This window comes from Natrarchaeobaculum aegyptiacum (genome assembly GCF_002156705.1).
Classification (GTDB): domain Archaea; phylum Halobacteriota; class Halobacteria; order Halobacteriales; family Natrialbaceae; genus Natrarchaeobaculum; species Natrarchaeobaculum aegyptiacum.
The window spans coordinates 2,313,001-2,327,710 of record NZ_CP019893.1 but is presented as its reverse complement, the minus strand read 5'-3'; the positions used below and the strand labels follow the sequence as shown (position 1 = coordinate 2,327,710).

Sequence of the window (14,710 nt, the reverse complement as noted above, 5' to 3'; positions counted from 1 at the left end):
TACCGTCAAGAAAACGGTCGTGGGTTGGCCCACTGGTCGATCGAGAGTATGTGTGTGCTTACCGACGAAGTGTAAAAGACATTTGTATTCCGCAATCACATACTAGATCCAATAGCTTTGAATAGGCTCGGTCACAGACAGAACCCTCGACCTGACTCCCGCGGAGCCGATTACTCGTCAGTCCGGAACGAGAGGTCGAGCGACGGCGCAGAGTGCGTGAGCGAGCCGAGCGAAATCACGTCGACGCCTGTCGCAGCGTAGTCGGCGACCATCTCGAGCGTGATCCCGCCGCTGGCCTCCGCGAGTACGTCCTCGTGACCCCCGTCCACGAGGAGATCCACAGCCTCGCGCGTCTCCGCAGGTGTCATATTGTCGAGCAAGACGATGTCCGCGCCCGCATCGGCGGCCCGCGGAGCGTCCTCGGGGCGTTCGACCTCGACTTCGATCCTGGTGGCGAACGACACTCGCTCGCGGAATCGGGAGACGGCACCCTCGAGGCCCAGTTCGGCGACGTGGTTGTCCTTCACCATGACCATGTGCGAGAGGTCGAGCCGGTGGGTATCGCCGCCGCCGGCAACGACGGCGCGCTTTTCGACGCCCCGCAGCCCGGGAGTCGTCTTGCGGGTCGCGGCGATTCGGACCGCGTCAGTTTCCGTGCGCGCCGCGTCGACGGCCTCGCGGGTTCGCGTGGCGATGCCGGAGGCGTGGCCCGCGACGTTTACGGCCACCCGTTCGCCACGGAGCACCTCGCGTGCTTGACCCTCCACGGTGAGGACGACATCGCCGGCCTCGAGGGCAGTTCCGGCGTCGACTACCTCGCGAACCTCGACGCCGAGGTACTCGAAGACGGCGGTGGCGGCCTCGAGACCCGCGGCGACGCCGGCCTCTTTGGCGACGAGGCGGCCAGTGGTCTCCCCAGGTACCTGGTTCGTGACGTCGTGGTGGCCGACGTCCTCGCGGAGCCAGCGTTCGATCTGTGAGGTTTCGATCATGGGTTCGTCTGCGGCCCGTTGCCGGATAAGAGACCTGTTTTCTCCGCCTGTAGATACCATACGGCGACACCCTCAAGTATCCACTCCGAGAAGTAATACCTGTGTCGAGTAATACCGATTCCAGCGGATCGGGACGGGTCGTCTCCGTCACCGAAAAAGGACAGGCGACGATCCCCAAACAGCTCAGGGAGAAACACGGGATTCAGGCCCCCGGACGGGTCAAGTTCGTCGAGAACGACGATGGCGAGATCGTCGTCCGTCCCGTCGGCTCGATGCGCGAGTTTCGTGGACTCGAGCGGACCGGCGACGACGATCGACCAGCGACGCAACTCCTTCGGGAGTCGCGCGAACGAGATGAACGGCGACTGGATGACCTCGTCGATCAGATCGGTGACAGCAACGGAACCGAAACCGGAGAGGACTGATTGCGATGGCCGACGGGATCGTCTTCGACGCCGAACCACTGGTCGCGTACCTCGACGACGAAGCCGGGAGCGACGTCGTCGAAGAGTGGATCGACCGCGTGGCAAGCGGCGAGATCGACGGCTATCTCTCGCCAGTGACGAAAACCGAGATCCTGTACGTCGGCTCTCGAGTCGGATTCCGGCCCGAGGACGTCACTGCGAGCCTCGAGCGACTCGAGGAGCTCGGCGTCTCCGTCGTCGATCCCTCCGAGTGCTGGCAGATCGCCGCCGCGCTGAAGGAAGCTCACGGCATGGCACTCGGCGACGCCTACGCACTGGCGACGGCGGTCGCCGTCGACGGCGCGTTGCTCGTCGGCGCCGACGACGATTTCGACGACGTCTCGGAGCCGATCGTGCGGTTTCGGGACGAGCCGGCCTAACTGTCGACGAGCTACCGAGATGCTAACAGGCCGCTATCAACTGTTCAGGAACGCATCGAGTTCCGCAACGATCCGTGCTGGCGCCTCGGCTGGCCCACTGTGGCTCAGTCCGTCGAACTCGACGAGACGACTGTGGGGAAGTGCGTCGTGAACGTCTCGAGCACTCTGTCGAAGGAAGTCCGGTCCATGGGTTCCGGTCATGACCGCCACCGGGACGTCGACCTCGAGCCGGACGGGTAGTCGATACCGCTCGACGGCGCGGTTCATTCGGAGGACTTCGTCGGCTAACTCGACACAGTCCGGCCAGACCGGCCACGCCGCGAGCCAGGCGTCGAGGTCGTCGATTCCGTCGGGGTGGAGGACGAGTTCGACGTACCGTTTCACCGCCTCGCGGCGCTCGCCGTTCTCGAGCAGCGCCTCCATCTGGTCGGCGAGGTTCGCCTGTTCTCGGTACCCATCGGGGAGCACCGCCGGTTCGTAGGCGACGACCGCCTCGACCGCCGCCTCCGTCGCCACCTCGATTGCCGTGAGGGCGCCGTAGGAGTGACCGAACAGGACTGGCTCGCCCTCGAGGTCGTCGACGAACCGTCGTACGTACGCGACCTCGCGTTCCAGGACGCCGTTCGCACTCGTCTCGGCCGGATGGTCGAGACACGTTCCGAACCCCGGCCGTTGCGGAACGATCGCCGCGTACGACTCGAGGTGTGGGAGAACCGGATCCCAGTACGCTCGAGGGGCCATCCCCCCGTGGAGGAGAACGAGCGGCTGTCCGTCACCAGTCTGTTCGTAAACAATCCCCGTGCCGTCCTCAGATCGTGTCGACTGCATGTACACCGGTGACCGAACGCGCTCGAGATACCACTGTCTCTCAGTCGTACGGCCGTTTAAGTAGGACGGGAAAGAACGACTGGCGACAGCCGAATTCCGAGCTTCCAAGGAGGTCGGGTGGAACAGGAGCGTATGGGACTGGTCGCCGAATTCGAGATCCGCTGTGACGGCCTTCCGCTCGTGACGGTCGCGGCAGCCGTCCCCGACGCGACGGTACTCATCGACCTCCAGTTCGCTCACGGCCGCAGACCGCTGTTCATTGCAACCGTGAGCGGGGCCACTCCTCACACTGTCGAGACCGCACTCGACGATGCCACCGCCGTCGGAGAGTGGACGCTGATCGGTCGCGCGGGAGACGCCAGTCGGTACCAGGTCACGCCGGCGTTGAGCTTCGAGGAACAACTCGGCGACCACGTCGACGACCTCGCGGGACTCGAGACCCTCGCCGCGGCCGAGGCCATCGTCGAGCGAATCGAGGTCGAACCCGACGGGTGGCGACAGACGGGCTGGTTCGCAGACCGGGAGGCCTTCGACGCGTTCTCGACGTTCTGGCAACGCAACGCCCGGTTTCGACTGCACCGTCTCACCCACGACGGGACGCCCGAACCACCTGGTGACGGCCTGACCGACCGCCAGCACGAGGCACTCCGAGCAGCCTACGAGATGGGGTACTTCGAAATCCCACGCGAGGCGTCGCTCGAGGAGGTCGCCGCGGAACTGGGCGTCGCCGCATCCTCGGTGTCGGAACGGCTCCGACGCGCGCAAACGCAACTCATCGAGGAGACGGTCGCGCCAACGTGGCCGCCGATTCCAGACCAGCGAGCGTAACAGTCCGCGTCGTGGCGGTGCTGGATTGGAGCGGGAATCCCACGGCGGCGTCCTCTCGCTTTTCCGATCGGAAGTCGTGGTCGAGGGCCACGATGCGCGAGCAGGGTTGGTTCTCGAACGGCCGCTCGGCTCTCGAAAACGTGCAGACTACGAATACGCCCGGTCGACGCCGATGTCGACGATCTCCTCGAGTCGATGGAACCGCTCGTCGAGTCGTCGTTAGTCGTCTGCTGGACGGGTTGCCGCCTCCTCGCCATCCGTCACGTAGTGACATCCGGTCGACTCCGTATTCTCGCTCGCCGCTCGAGCGATCAACAGCGCGACGACGCTCGCGTTCCGGAGTTCGTAGAGGTCGCGAGCGGTTCGGGTGCGGATGTAGGCGTCGACCTCACCCTTGAGCCGCCGGAGGACGGCGCTCGCGCGAGCGATCTCCGCGGGGTCGCGCTCGAGTCCGAGGTACTCGTCCATCGTCCGCTGGAGGCGAGTGAACTTCTCGGCGGCGAATCGCCGGGGGAGGTCCGGGTCACGATTCAGCAGGTCGGGTGCCTCCACGCCCGTCGCATCGGACTCGAGGTCCGCGTCGGTAGCGACGGCCGCGGCGTCGTCGCCAGCGCGGAGTCCCCAGACCAGTCCCTCGAGCAGGCTCGTACTCGCGAGGCGGTTCGCACCGTGGACGCCCGTCCGGGAACACTCGCCGACGGCGTAGAGGCGGTCGAGGCTCGAGTGCCCGCGGTGGTCGACGTCGATTCCACCACACAGGAAGTGCTCGCAGGGGGCGACGGGGATCTCGTCGCCCTCGATCCCACGCTCGTGGACCATCTCGGCGATGGTCGGGAACTCGGTTTCGAAATCTCCCTCGAGCGTCGAGACGTCGAGGACGACCTCGCCGGTCGCTTCGCGTTCGGTCTCGACGGCGCGGGCGACGACGTCTCGCGGTGCGAGGTCGCCCTGTGGGTGGTACTCGTCCATGAATTGCTCACCCTCGGCGTTCCGGAGGACGGCCCCCTCACCCCGCAGGGCTTCCGAGAGGAGGAAAGGGTCGTCACCGTCGAAGGCCGTCGGGTGGAACTGGACGTACTCCATATCGGCGACGTCGGCTCCTGCGAGCGCGGCCATCGCGATGCCGTCTCCGGTCGCGTCGTCGGGGTTGGTCGATCGCGGGTACAGCGCGCCGATGCCGCCGGTTGCGAGGATCGTCGCACCGGCGTAGATCGGGTGACCGTCCTCGGTCTCGTCGCTGACGACGCCGTGAACCCGCCCCTCGTGGGTCAGCAACTCGAGTGCGGCGGTGTCCTGTCGGACCTCGACGGCCTCGTGTTCGTCGAGGTGGTTCAGGAAGGGGCGAAGGATGTGCGTGCCCGTCGCCGCGTCGACGTGGAGGATGCGACGCACGGAGTGGGCGGCCTCGCGGGTGTAGTCGAACGCGCCGTCGTCGGTCTCGTCGAAGGCGATCTCGAGGGTGTCGACGAGTACGTCGGAGACGGCGTCGTCGGCGTCCGCGACGAGGACGTCGACGGCCGCGGGGTCGGCGGTCCCGTCGCTGGCCGCGAGGACGTCCTCTTTGAGGCTCTCGGGATCGCCGCGAGTCGTCGAGATACCGCCCTGTGCCCAGTCGGTGCTCGCGTCGTCGGGCCGGGACGCCTTCGTGAGCAGGAGGACCTCGGCTCCCTCGCGGGCGGCACCGAGCGCGGCGGCACAGCCGGCGATCCCGCTTCCGACGACGAGGACGTCCGCCGTCTCGTACTCCGGTGTTGAATCAGTCATCTGTCGAATCAGACCTCGAGCATGCGTTCGAGGGCCAGCCCGGCGAGTTCCTTCTCCTCGGGCGCGACCTCGATCACGTTGCGTTCGCGGCCGGCGACCAGTTCCTCGAGCACCCACGTCAGGTAGTTCGGGTCGATCTGGCGCATGGCGTTGCAGTCCATGCAGGCGTCACCGCACAGCGGGAGGACGTTCACCTCGGGGTGCCAGCGTTGCAGGTGTTCGGTGAGGTGAATCTCGGTGCCGATTGCCCACGTCTCACCGGGCTCGGCCGCCTCGATCGTCTCGCAGATCGTCGCGGTCGAGCCGACGACGTCGGCGGCCTCGACGACCTCGCGGCGACACTCGGGGTGGACGACGACGTTTGCACCGGGGTTTGCTTCGCGAACCCGCTCGACGTGCTCGACGCGGAACCGTTCGTGAACCTGACAGTAACCATCCCAGAGGATGATGTCACTTTCGGCGACCTCGTCGGCGTCCTTACCCTCGGGGTCCCACGGATCCCACTGGGCAATTTCGTCTTCCAGTCCCAGTTCGTAGGCGGTGTTCTCACCGAGGTGTTTGTCGGGCAGGAACAGCACCTTGTCGCCGCGCTCGAAGGCCCACTCGAACGCGCGGTGGGCGTTCGAAGAGGTGCAGACGAGCCCCCCCTGACTCGCACAGAAGGCCTTCAGGTCGGCGTAGGAGTTCATGTACGTGATCGGGATGATGTCGGCGTCAGGAGCGGCCGCGGTGATCTCGGCCCACGCGGCGTCGACCTGCAGCGCTTCGGCCATCCCAGCCATCGGACACGACGCCTCCATGCTCGGGAGGATCACCGTCTGATCGTCGTCGGTGATGATGTCTGCACTCTCGGCCATGAACGTCACGCCGCCGAAGATCACGTACTCGGCGTCGGCCTCGGCCGCCTGCTTCGAGAGCTGGTAGGAATCGCCGACGAAGTCGGCGTGCTCGACGATCTCTCGACGCTGGTAGTTGTGCCCGAGGATGACGACGTCGTCGCCCAGCTCCCCGAGTGCCGCTTCGATGCGTTCGGTCCGTTCTGCCTGCTCGAGGTCCCGGTAGGCCGGCGGGAGCTGCTCGAGGTTGTCGTACTTGAACAGACTCAAATCGGTCTCCAGCTCTGCGGTTTCTAGCTGTACCATGTGGCGATACCTGTGGTTGTCCACACCTCAGAGGGCGGTATTGAATAACTTTTTCCTTCGATCGGCCATTCTGGGCAGATACCACCGAAGGGTTCGATAACCGAAGGGAGCAACTGGCCGATGATGGCTCTTGGGTTGCTCCTGGGTCTCGTGGATAGTAACTGGTGGAAAATCGTCACCAACTGGGAATCCGTTTCCGCGTTTCGATCGACGACAGAAGCGGGAAATCGGTTCCTGACGGAGGTCAGGCGAATTCGACGTCACGAAACTCGAAGCGGGCGCCGCCGTCGCTGCCCTCTGCGACCGCGACCCGCCAGTTGTGCGCGTCGGCGATCTGGTCGACGATCGCGAGTCCGAAGCCCGTGCCGTCCTCGTTCGTCGTGTATCCAGTGTCGAAGACGCTGTCACGAAGTTTCTCCGGGATGCCCGGGCCATCGTCTTCGACGTAGAAGCCGGTCGGCGAGTCGGGATCGTCGGGCTGTTCGTCGGATTCGTCCGGCGACTCCGCCGCCACCGTGCCGATTCGAACGGTCGCGTCCGTTCCAGCGTGTTCTCTCGCGTTCCGGACCAGGTTCTCGAGCAGTTGCTGGACGCGGGCCCTGTCCATCATGACCTCGGCATCCTCGTCGACCTCGAGGCACATCTCGCCCGTCTTGACCTGCCCCCACGCTGCCCGGGCCGTTCGCTCGAGCGAGTCCGGTTCCGGATGGACCACGGTCTGGCCTTCGCGTGCGAGTTCGAGCAACTCCTCGATGAGGACGGACATTCGATCGAGCGAGGTCCGGATCTCCTCGAAAGCATCACCCGGGTCGTCTGCCTCCTCGGCGACGTCGAGGAAGCCCCTGATCGTCTGGACGGGGTTGCGCAGGTCGTGGGCGACCGTCCGGCCGAACTCCTCGAGGCGCTCGTTCTGACGCTCGAGGTCCCGCTCGCGCTCTTTGAGTTCGGTGATGTCGTTGTTGACCGAGACGAAGTGGGTGATCTGCCCGTCTTCGGTCAGCGGCGAGATCGTCTGGCTGACGTGGTAGGTCGAGCCGTCCTTGCGCTGGTTGATTATCTCGCCCTCCCAGACGTCACCGGAGAGGATGGTCGACCAGAGGTCCTCGTAGAACGCGGCGTCCTGCTCGCCGGAGTTCAGGATACGGGGGGTCTTCCCGATTACCTCCTCGCGATCGTAGCCGGTGACGTCCTCGAACGCCGGGTTGACGTAGACGATCGTCGCCTGGACGTCGGTGATGAGGACGCCGTGACCGGCGTGTTCGACCGCCTCTCGAAATCGACGCATCTCGCGGATGCGACGCTCGAGGCGTGCCTGCATCTGGAGCAGGGCGTCGCCGAACGCCCCCGGCACTCGCTCTTCGAGAATCGGGTCGTCGAACTGTTCGCGGCCGACCGCCTCGGCCTGATCGATCGTCGTCTCGAGGTGCTCCTGTAGCTCGACCATCGATCGTTTGAGGTCGCCGGTCTCGTCGGGCTGGAACGGCCGGGAGGGCGTGCGGTCGAGTTCTCCCTGTGAGAGCGAACGAGCCACCTGCTCGATGTCGGTAACGGGATCGATGATGTCTCGTCTGACGACCCAGATCGTGTTGAAGAATGCCACAGTCGCAACGCCGATGACGAAGACGATGAGCAGTTGCTGAACCGGCGTGAGCAGGCTGGCCATCCGGCCGGGGCCGACGAACGTAACCGCGAGAACCAGAACCGCGATCGCTGCGAGATACTGGATCGCCATCGCGACGGCGAACTTCCGTTCGATACTCGAGCGGACCCCCATCAGGTCCATCGACCGCCACAGGAGTCGCCGATAGCCCCCTAGCAATCGGCGAGTGAGCGACGAATCCCCCATTGTCACCCATCAACGAACTCCCCCCGTAATAACGGTTGTCGAATTACCACGGCCGTGGAACTGCGTCAGACGTCGCATCGGTGGCGATTTTACGACGGACGAGAGTCCCAAGGGACGGCCGACTCATACGGTTTACTGGAAGTCATTTCCGGCGCACCCACGACCCGGTCGGCGGGTGCGCCGGTAAATCGTTACAGTAATCCGTATCACGCGCCGTCTGGAGCGAGCGCGTCGACCGTCGCCATGCCGACCTCGCGGGAGGCCGGCGCGGGAACGACGACGATCGGATGGTCGATCGGCGTCTCGGCGACGAGATCGGCGAGTCGGCCTCGAGCCGTCTCGGGCGTCCCGGTGACGCCGAGGTCGGCGACCATCTCGTCGGTGACGGCGCGGGTTGCCTCGCCCTTGCGGCCGTCACGCCAGGCCTCCGCAATTGCGTCCGCCTCGGGATAGGCCGAGGCGACCGCCCGGCGATACCCCTCCCCGCTGCCGACGTAGTAGGCGACGTGCTTGCGGATCACGTCCCGTGCATCCGCTGGGTCGTCGCTGACGGCCGCGGGAACGTACGGCGCGACCGTGATCTCGGCCGGGTCGCGGTCGCGCTCTGCGGCCGCCGACGCAACCTCCTCGAACGCGTCCTCGAGTCCAGAGAAGGGGATGTTGTGGGGAATCCAGCCGTCACAGAGTCGGCCGACGACGCGGCGGTTCGCCGGTCCCAGCCCCGCGTGGTAGATCGAGACGGGTGCGTCGAGGGCGGGGAAGTCCGCAGCCTCGAGCACCTGCCCCTCGTAGGCGACCGATTCGCCGGGAGTGGTGGTCTGGCCAGTTAGCGAGCGAACGATCTCGATCGTCTCGTGGGCGCTTCTGACTGGACGGTCGAACGCCATCCCGTGGAGATCCTCGACGGCCTTCGCGGTGCTGGTACCGAGGCCGAGGGTGAACCGGCCGTCGGAAACGCGAGCCATCGAGGCGGCAGTCATCGCGAGGACAGCTGGCGATCTCGAGTAGACGTTCAGAATAGCGCTGCCGAGCAGTACCTCGTCGGTCATGGTGGCGATCTCGGCCAGCTGGACGACGCTGTTCTCGCCCCAGAGTTCGCCGACCCAGAGACTGTCGTAGCCGCGATCTTCTGCCCGGACTGCCATCTCGGCGAGTTCGTCGCCGGGAACCGTCAGCATGAGTCCGACGTCCGTATCCATACCGGCTGCTAGACGCCCACACGCAAAAATCGACGTGGTCGTCAGGGCTCGAGGTCCGGCCACGGCATGCAATCGATCACTCCCGACGTAACGCCTCGATCGGATCCACTCGAGCGGCGCGCCAGGCGGGGTAGAGCCCGGAGACGATGCCGACGCCGACGCCGACGCCGATGGCGAGTGCGATCCACTCGAGCGGGTAGACCATCGGCCAGTCGAGGTACTCGACGCCGAGGAAGCCCACGCCGATCCCGAGGGCGACGCCGCCGACGGCCCCGATCACGCCGAGAATCACCGACTCGACGAGGAACAGTTGCATGACGTCCCGGCGGCGCGCGCCGACGGCTTTCATGATGCCGATTTCGCGGGTCCGTTCGGTGACGCTGACGATCATGATGTTGGCGATGCCGATCGAACCGACGACGAGCGCGATGGCGGCGACCGCGCCGATAAACAGCGTCAACTGGTCGACGATGTCGGTGAACTGCTCGATGGCGTCCTCGACGGTCTGGACCTGGATCTCGTCGTCGTCGCTCTTGAGTTCCGCGGCGTGGGATTCATCTTCGAGGTACTGGATCGTCGCCTCCTGTGCGGAGTCGACCGCCTCGAAGTTCTCGGCACCGACGACGAGCATCGGATAGGCCCGCTCCTCGTCGCCGTCGGGCGTCTCGATCGTCGTCGTGTAGTACGGATCGGCGGGGACGTAGACCTGCGGCGGCGTCTGTTCGCCGAACTCGGACTCGACGACGCCGGTGACGGTGAGTGTCGCCGTCTCGCCGTCCTCGAAGGTTAGCGTCAGCTCGTCGCCCGCCGAGAGGTCGTCGAACAGCTGGCTGGTCGGTTCGTTGATGACGGCCTCGTCCTCGCCATCGAAGGCCTCTCCGTCGACGAACGTCGAGTGCTCGAAGCTCTCCGGAGTCGTCGCCTGCGTCGACACCACGCCGGTCACCTGTTCGTCGTCCGTCGCCGTCTGCACCACGTCGAGCGATCCCTCCGGCGCGACGAACGAGACGTCCGCCTGTCCCTCGAGGGCCTCGATATCCGTCTCGGTGTAGATGGGCGTCTCGACGGGAACGACACCGAAGCCACCCTCCGGTTCGGCCTGCGTCTGGACGACCATCACGGGCTCTTGCTCGGCCTCGATGTCGCCGACGATGCTCGCCGAAAAGCCCGCGCCGAGCACCACGAACGTGATCACGGCAGCGATACCGATGATTACGCCGATCGTCGTCAGCGTCGAGCGAAGCTTGTGGGAGGTGATCGACCGCCAGCTAATCCGGAGACTCTCACGGAGATTCACGACGATTCACCCGTCCCGTCCAGTTCGCCTATTTCTCCCGCCCCATCTCCCTCGATCACCTCGCCCACCGACACGTCTCGAGCCTCGCCCAGGTGCTCTACGTCCTCGAGCCGGCCGTCGAGCAGGTGGACGACGTGATCAGCGTACTCGGCGACCGTTCGCTCGTGAGTGACCACGAGCAGCGTCGTCCCCTCGTCGTTCAACTCGACGAGCAGGTCCATGATCTCGGCCTCGGTGTCGGTATCGAGGTTGCCCGTCGGCTCGTCGGCGAGTACCAGCGTCGGGTCGTTGACCAGTGCGCGTGCGAGCGCGACCCGCTGACGCTGCCCACCCGAGAGTTCGCTCGGGGCGTGATCGAGACGGTCGCCGAGGCCGACGCGCTCGAGGAGGGTGCGCGCCCGCTCGCGGCGGTCCTGGTCGACGGCATCGTGAAACACCATCGGCAGGGAGACGTTCTCGGCGGCGGTCAACCGGGGCATGAGGTTGAACGTCTGGAAGACGAACCCGATCTCGGTACCCCGAAGCCGGGCCCGCTGGGCGTCCGAGAGCGTCTCGACCGACCGTCCACCGATCTCGATCCGCCCCTCCGTGGGGGTGTCCAGACAGCCGATCAGGTTCATCAGCGTGCTCTTTCCCGACCCACTCGGCCCCATCACCGCGGTGAACGACCCTTCCCCCAGCGTCAGCGAGACGTCCTCGACCGCGTGGACCGGCTTGGCCAGCTGGTACGTCCGACCGACGTTCTCGAGGGCGACGGCGATCGATCCGTCCCTCGCGTCCGAAGCCATAGGCGGCCGATACCACGATCTCCCGGATAACAGTTGACAGCTACCAGTATCGATGGCTGTCACACGACGTGAAAAGAATCCGAACGAGGAGCAGTCAGTTGAACCGCCTATCGTCGGTCAGACGGAATCAGCAACCCTTAGGACGGGCCACTGTCTCTGCCCACCCATGACCACTGCCGAGGACCTCGCCACGCGCGTCCGCGAGGGCGACCTTCGCATCCACGAACTCGAGGACCACGCCGACCACGACACCGCCGCCGCGGCCCGCCGGCTGGTGCTCGAGGCCGAGACGGGCGTCGACCTCGAGACGATCGCCGACTACAGCTTCCCGGCCGCTGAGGCCGAACCGAACGTCGAGAACATGATCGGCGCGGCCCAGGTGCCGATGGGCGTCGTCGGTCCGGCGACGGTAGACGGCGGTGCGGCCGACGGCGAGTACTACCTCCCGCTCGCGACTACCGAGGGGGCGCTGCTGGCCTCCGTGAACCGCGGGCTGTCCGTGATCGGGACGGCCGGCGGCGCGACCGCTCGTGTGACGAAAAACGGGATGACCCGCGCGCCGGTGTTCCGCGTCGAGGGCGTCGCGGAGGCCGCCGAGACGGTCGAGTGGGTCGACGAGAATCGCGACGCCCTCGCCGAGGCAGCCGAGTCGACGACCAGCCACGGCGAGCTGCTGGGCGTCGAGCCCTACGTCGTCGGCGACTCCGTCTTCCTTCGGTTCGCCTACGATACCAAGGACGCGATGGGGATGAACATGGCTACGATCGCCACCGCGGCTGCCTGCGAGGTCGTCGAGGAGGAGACCCCAGCCTCGCTCGTGGCGCTGTCCGGAAACATGTGCTCGGACAAGAAACCCGCCGCGATCAACGCGATCGAGGGCCGCGGACGCTCGGTGACGGCGGACGTCGTCATCTCGGGAGAACTCGTCGAAGAACGCCTGCACACCACCCCCGAGGCCATCGCCGAGGCCAACACCCGCAAGAACCTCACTGGCAGCGCCAAAGCCGGCGCGCTCGGGTTCAACGCCCACGCCGCGAACGTCGTCGCCGCCGCCTTCCTCGCGACCGGACAGGACGAAGCCCAGGTCGTCGAGGCCGCCAACACGATCACGACGATGGACGCCCGAAAGCGCGAAGACGGTGGCAGCGATCTCTACGCGTCGGTCTCACTGGCCTCCCTCGAGGTCGGCACCGTCGGCGGTGGAACGAAACTGCCGACCCAGTCCGAGGCGCTCGAGATCCTCGGCCTGCGCGGCGGCGGCGATCCCGCGGGCTCGAACGCCGACGCGCTCGCGGAGGTCATCGCCGTCGGCGCACTCGCCGGCGAACTCTCACTGCTCGGGGCGCTCTCCTCGCGTCACCTCGCGAGCGCACACGAGGAACTCGGACGGTAAGAAGCCGGTCGCGAAAACCCTTGCAGCGGCGGTAGAATCCTCGAGACGTTAGCTGTACGTTTCGAGCGCGTCCCACTCACGTCGCATCAGTTCGCGGACTCCATCCTCGAGGATTCCTTCACCCAGCGACGTTGCCCGGTAATACGAGTAGAGCCCGTCGGTATCGGGTTCCGTTCGTTTTCGGTTCTCGACGAGTCCGACGTCGACGAGTTCGTCCAGGTGATAGTGGAGCGCGTTCGACCGAACCTCGAGTCGCTCACGCAACTCGGTCGCGCTCTGGGGGCCATTGTCGACGAGCGTGTTCAGGAGCCGGAACCGGGTTTCGTTCCCGATCGAGCGCTGCATCGCCAGATACTCCTCGAGCGAGAGGACGCTGTGTTCGGGTAGCAGCTCTTCTCCCGGTTGCTGCGCCGCGTTCTCGGATCCCACCATAGTTACACATCGGCTCCAACGGCCTTAAGCGTTCTCTGAGTCAAAATTCGCTGAAATCACGGCCATTTATATATTATCGTCGGGGGAAGGAGGGTATGCGAAACCGAATTATCGAGGAACTCGGAGACCTCCCGCGATCCCGGTTCCTCGTGTACCTGATGGGGCCGTACCAGGCCTTCGACGTCGAGCAGGTGCTCGATACCGCCGACCCAACCACAGTCCCCGAATCGATAGACTTCGGCACGCTCGTCGAATCTAACCAATCACTCGATCGGGACCAGGCTGCACTGAATCTCTTGCTAGAGGCTCGAGATCATCTTCGAACGTCCGCCGGAGTCAATGCGTATCTGGCGATAGATGTCGACGTTTCCCTCGACGAAATGGACGCAGCGTCCCAGAGTATTGCGTTCGCTCGGGCGAGTAACGTCGTTGCATACGTCGTCCCCACGATCGGCGATAACCTGGGTGTTGGAATCGAAGTGGGGTCGGTCCTCGAGTCCCTCTTCGATGATGAATCACCGAATCACTGCCGTGAACGAGTACTGTTCGTTCACGAGTCTGGTGTTCGGAGTGCGATGATCGCCGCAGTTCGCGATCGCTGGGAAGCCCGTATCTACGCATACGAAAACCGAGACGATCTCTTTCGACAACTCCGCCTCTTCGTTCGTGACGTTATCCGAAAAGAACAGACCGACCAGTTACCACGACTCGAGTGAGATTTCACAGCGATCAGGACGCTCCGGCGAACTCTCCCCGCTCGGAACTCTCCCCGCTCGGGGCGCTCTCCTCGCGAGCGCGCACGAGGAACTGCGGGCGATAGTCGGATCGGACGGTAGTCGGACGCGATACGCCGACTGTTCTCTTCCCCACTCACGAACCCTGGCTCGAGTACGTCACTCGAGTCGTTTGTCCATCTCGACGTGCGGAATCCCGGCTTCCTCGAAGACCTCGCTCGAGCGCTCGTAGCCCAGGTCGGCGTAGAACTCGGCGACGTGGGTCTGGGCGTGCAGGGTCAGGGCCTCGAGCCCGCGGTCTGCGGCCTCGGCCTCGAGGGTGGCCATCAGGTCCCGGCCGATGCCCTCGCCGCGTCGGTCTTCCCGGACAGCGACGCGCTCGACCTTCCCCACGCCGTCCTCGAGGGGGCGGAGACGTGCCGTCCCGACGGGGTCGTCGCCGTCGGTTGCGAGGGCGTGGATCGCCTCGGGATCGCGGCCGTCGCGCTCGAGGTCGGGGTCGACGCCCTGTTCCTCGACGAAGACCGCCTCGCGGACGGCGAGGGCGTCGGGGCTGGCGGCGTCCCAGTCGACGACGCGGACGTCGACGTGATCGCCGTCGGCGTTTCGTGAGCCGTTCCCGT

Annotated in this window: 14 protein-coding genes and 1 pseudogene; 5 read left to right on the top strand and 10 right to left on the bottom strand. The window is 65.5% G+C overall.

Features of this window, described 5'->3' with window-relative positions; translation table 11 throughout:
• Positions 1-170: 170 nt before the first annotated feature.
• A complete protein-coding gene (gene nadC / locus B1756_RS11315) occupies positions 171-992 on the bottom strand; it encodes a carboxylating nicotinate-nucleotide diphosphorylase (RefSeq protein WP_086888634.1) in 822 nt (273 codons plus the stop codon).
• Positions 993-1,093: 101 nt separating this feature from the next.
• Here nadC and B1756_RS11310 point away from each other — a divergent pair, with 101 nt between their 5' ends.
• Both B1756_RS11310 and B1756_RS11305 read left to right on the top strand, forming a co-directional pair.
• Positions 1,094-1,417, top strand: coding sequence for an AbrB/MazE/SpoVT family DNA-binding domain-containing protein (locus B1756_RS11310; RefSeq protein ID WP_086888633.1), 324 nt, complete (start codon positions 1,094-1,096; stop codon positions 1,415-1,417).
• Positions 1,418-1,422: 5 nt separating this feature from the next.
• On the top strand, positions 1,423-1,836 hold the full coding sequence (locus tag B1756_RS11305; RefSeq protein ID WP_086888632.1) for a type II toxin-antitoxin system VapC family toxin: 414 nt from the start codon (positions 1,423-1,425) through the stop codon (positions 1,834-1,836).
• Between the two features lie 36 nt (positions 1,837-1,872).
• Here the strand turns inward: B1756_RS11305 and B1756_RS11300 are convergent, their stop codons facing one another.
• Positions 1,873-2,664 carry an alpha/beta fold hydrolase gene (locus B1756_RS11300; protein WP_086888631.1) on the bottom strand — a complete coding sequence of 264 codons (792 nt, stop codon included), beginning with the start codon at positions 2,662-2,664 and terminating at the stop codon, positions 1,873-1,875.
• A 132-nt stretch (positions 2,665-2,796) separates the two neighbouring features.
• Here B1756_RS11300 and B1756_RS11295 point away from each other — a divergent pair, with 132 nt between their 5' ends.
• Positions 2,797-3,492, top strand: a complete 696-nt coding sequence (locus B1756_RS11295) for a helix-turn-helix domain-containing protein (protein WP_086888630.1) — start codon at positions 2,797-2,799, stop codon at positions 3,490-3,492.
• 219 nt (positions 3,493-3,711) lie between these two features.
• Here B1756_RS11295 and B1756_RS11285 read toward each other — a convergent pair whose 3' ends face one another.
• The 6 genes from B1756_RS11285 to B1756_RS11260 form a co-directional block, all read right to left on the bottom strand.
• Positions 3,712-5,256, bottom strand: coding sequence for an L-aspartate oxidase (locus B1756_RS11285; protein WP_086888628.1), 1,545 nt, complete (start codon positions 5,254-5,256; stop codon positions 3,712-3,714).
• An 8-nt stretch (positions 5,257-5,264) separates the two neighbouring features.
• Positions 5,265-6,398: a quinolinate synthase NadA gene (gene nadA / locus B1756_RS11280; protein ID WP_086890153.1), complete on the bottom strand. Its 1,134-nt coding sequence runs from the start codon at positions 6,396-6,398 to the stop codon at positions 5,265-5,267.
• A 244-nt stretch (positions 6,399-6,642) separates the two neighbouring features.
• On the bottom strand, positions 6,643-8,244 hold the full coding sequence (locus B1756_RS11275; RefSeq protein WP_086888627.1) for a PAS domain S-box protein: 1,602 nt from the start codon (positions 8,242-8,244) through the stop codon (positions 6,643-6,645).
• Between the two features lie 206 nt (positions 8,245-8,450).
• Entirely contained in the window at positions 8,451-9,473 is a 1,023-nt protein-coding gene (locus B1756_RS11270; RefSeq protein WP_479687231.1) for an LLM class flavin-dependent oxidoreductase, read from the bottom strand.
• Between the two features lie 46 nt (positions 9,474-9,519).
• Complete coding sequence (locus B1756_RS11265; protein WP_086888625.1) at positions 9,520-10,740, bottom strand: ABC transporter permease; 1,221 nt, start codon at positions 10,738-10,740, stop codon at positions 9,520-9,522.
• The gene (locus tag B1756_RS11260) at positions 10,737-11,528 is read right to left on the bottom strand and encodes an ABC transporter ATP-binding protein (protein WP_086888624.1); all 792 of its coding nucleotides are present in this window, start codon (positions 11,526-11,528) and stop codon (positions 10,737-10,739) included. The genes B1756_RS11265 and B1756_RS11260 overlap by 4 nt, the downstream gene beginning before the upstream one ends.
• A gap of 166 nt (positions 11,529-11,694) precedes the next feature.
• Here B1756_RS11260 and hmgA point away from each other — a divergent pair, with 166 nt between their 5' ends.
• Entirely contained in the window at positions 11,695-12,921 is a 1,227-nt protein-coding gene (hmgA, locus tag B1756_RS11255) for a hydroxymethylglutaryl-CoA reductase (NADPH) (protein WP_086888623.1), read from the top strand.
• A gap of 48 nt (positions 12,922-12,969) precedes the next feature.
• On the opposite strand, the gene B1756_RS11250 is transcribed toward hmgA, so the two are convergent.
• Positions 12,970-13,353: a winged helix-turn-helix domain-containing protein gene (locus B1756_RS11250; RefSeq protein ID WP_086888622.1), complete on the bottom strand. Its 384-nt coding sequence runs from the start codon at positions 13,351-13,353 to the stop codon at positions 12,970-12,972.
• A gap of 95 nt (positions 13,354-13,448) precedes the next feature.
• On the opposite strand from B1756_RS11250, the gene B1756_RS11245 reads away from it, so the two are divergent.
• Positions 13,449-14,069: a DUF7509 family protein gene (locus tag B1756_RS11245; protein WP_086888621.1), complete on the top strand. Its 621-nt coding sequence runs from the start codon at positions 13,449-13,451 to the stop codon at positions 14,067-14,069.
• A gap of 177 nt (positions 14,070-14,246) precedes the next feature.
• Here B1756_RS11245 and B1756_RS19890 read toward each other — a convergent pair.
• Positions 14,247-14,675, bottom strand: a pseudogene (locus tag B1756_RS19890) (GNAT family N-acetyltransferase); the annotation flags it as partial.
• Between the last annotated feature and the right edge of the window lie 35 nt (positions 14,676-14,710).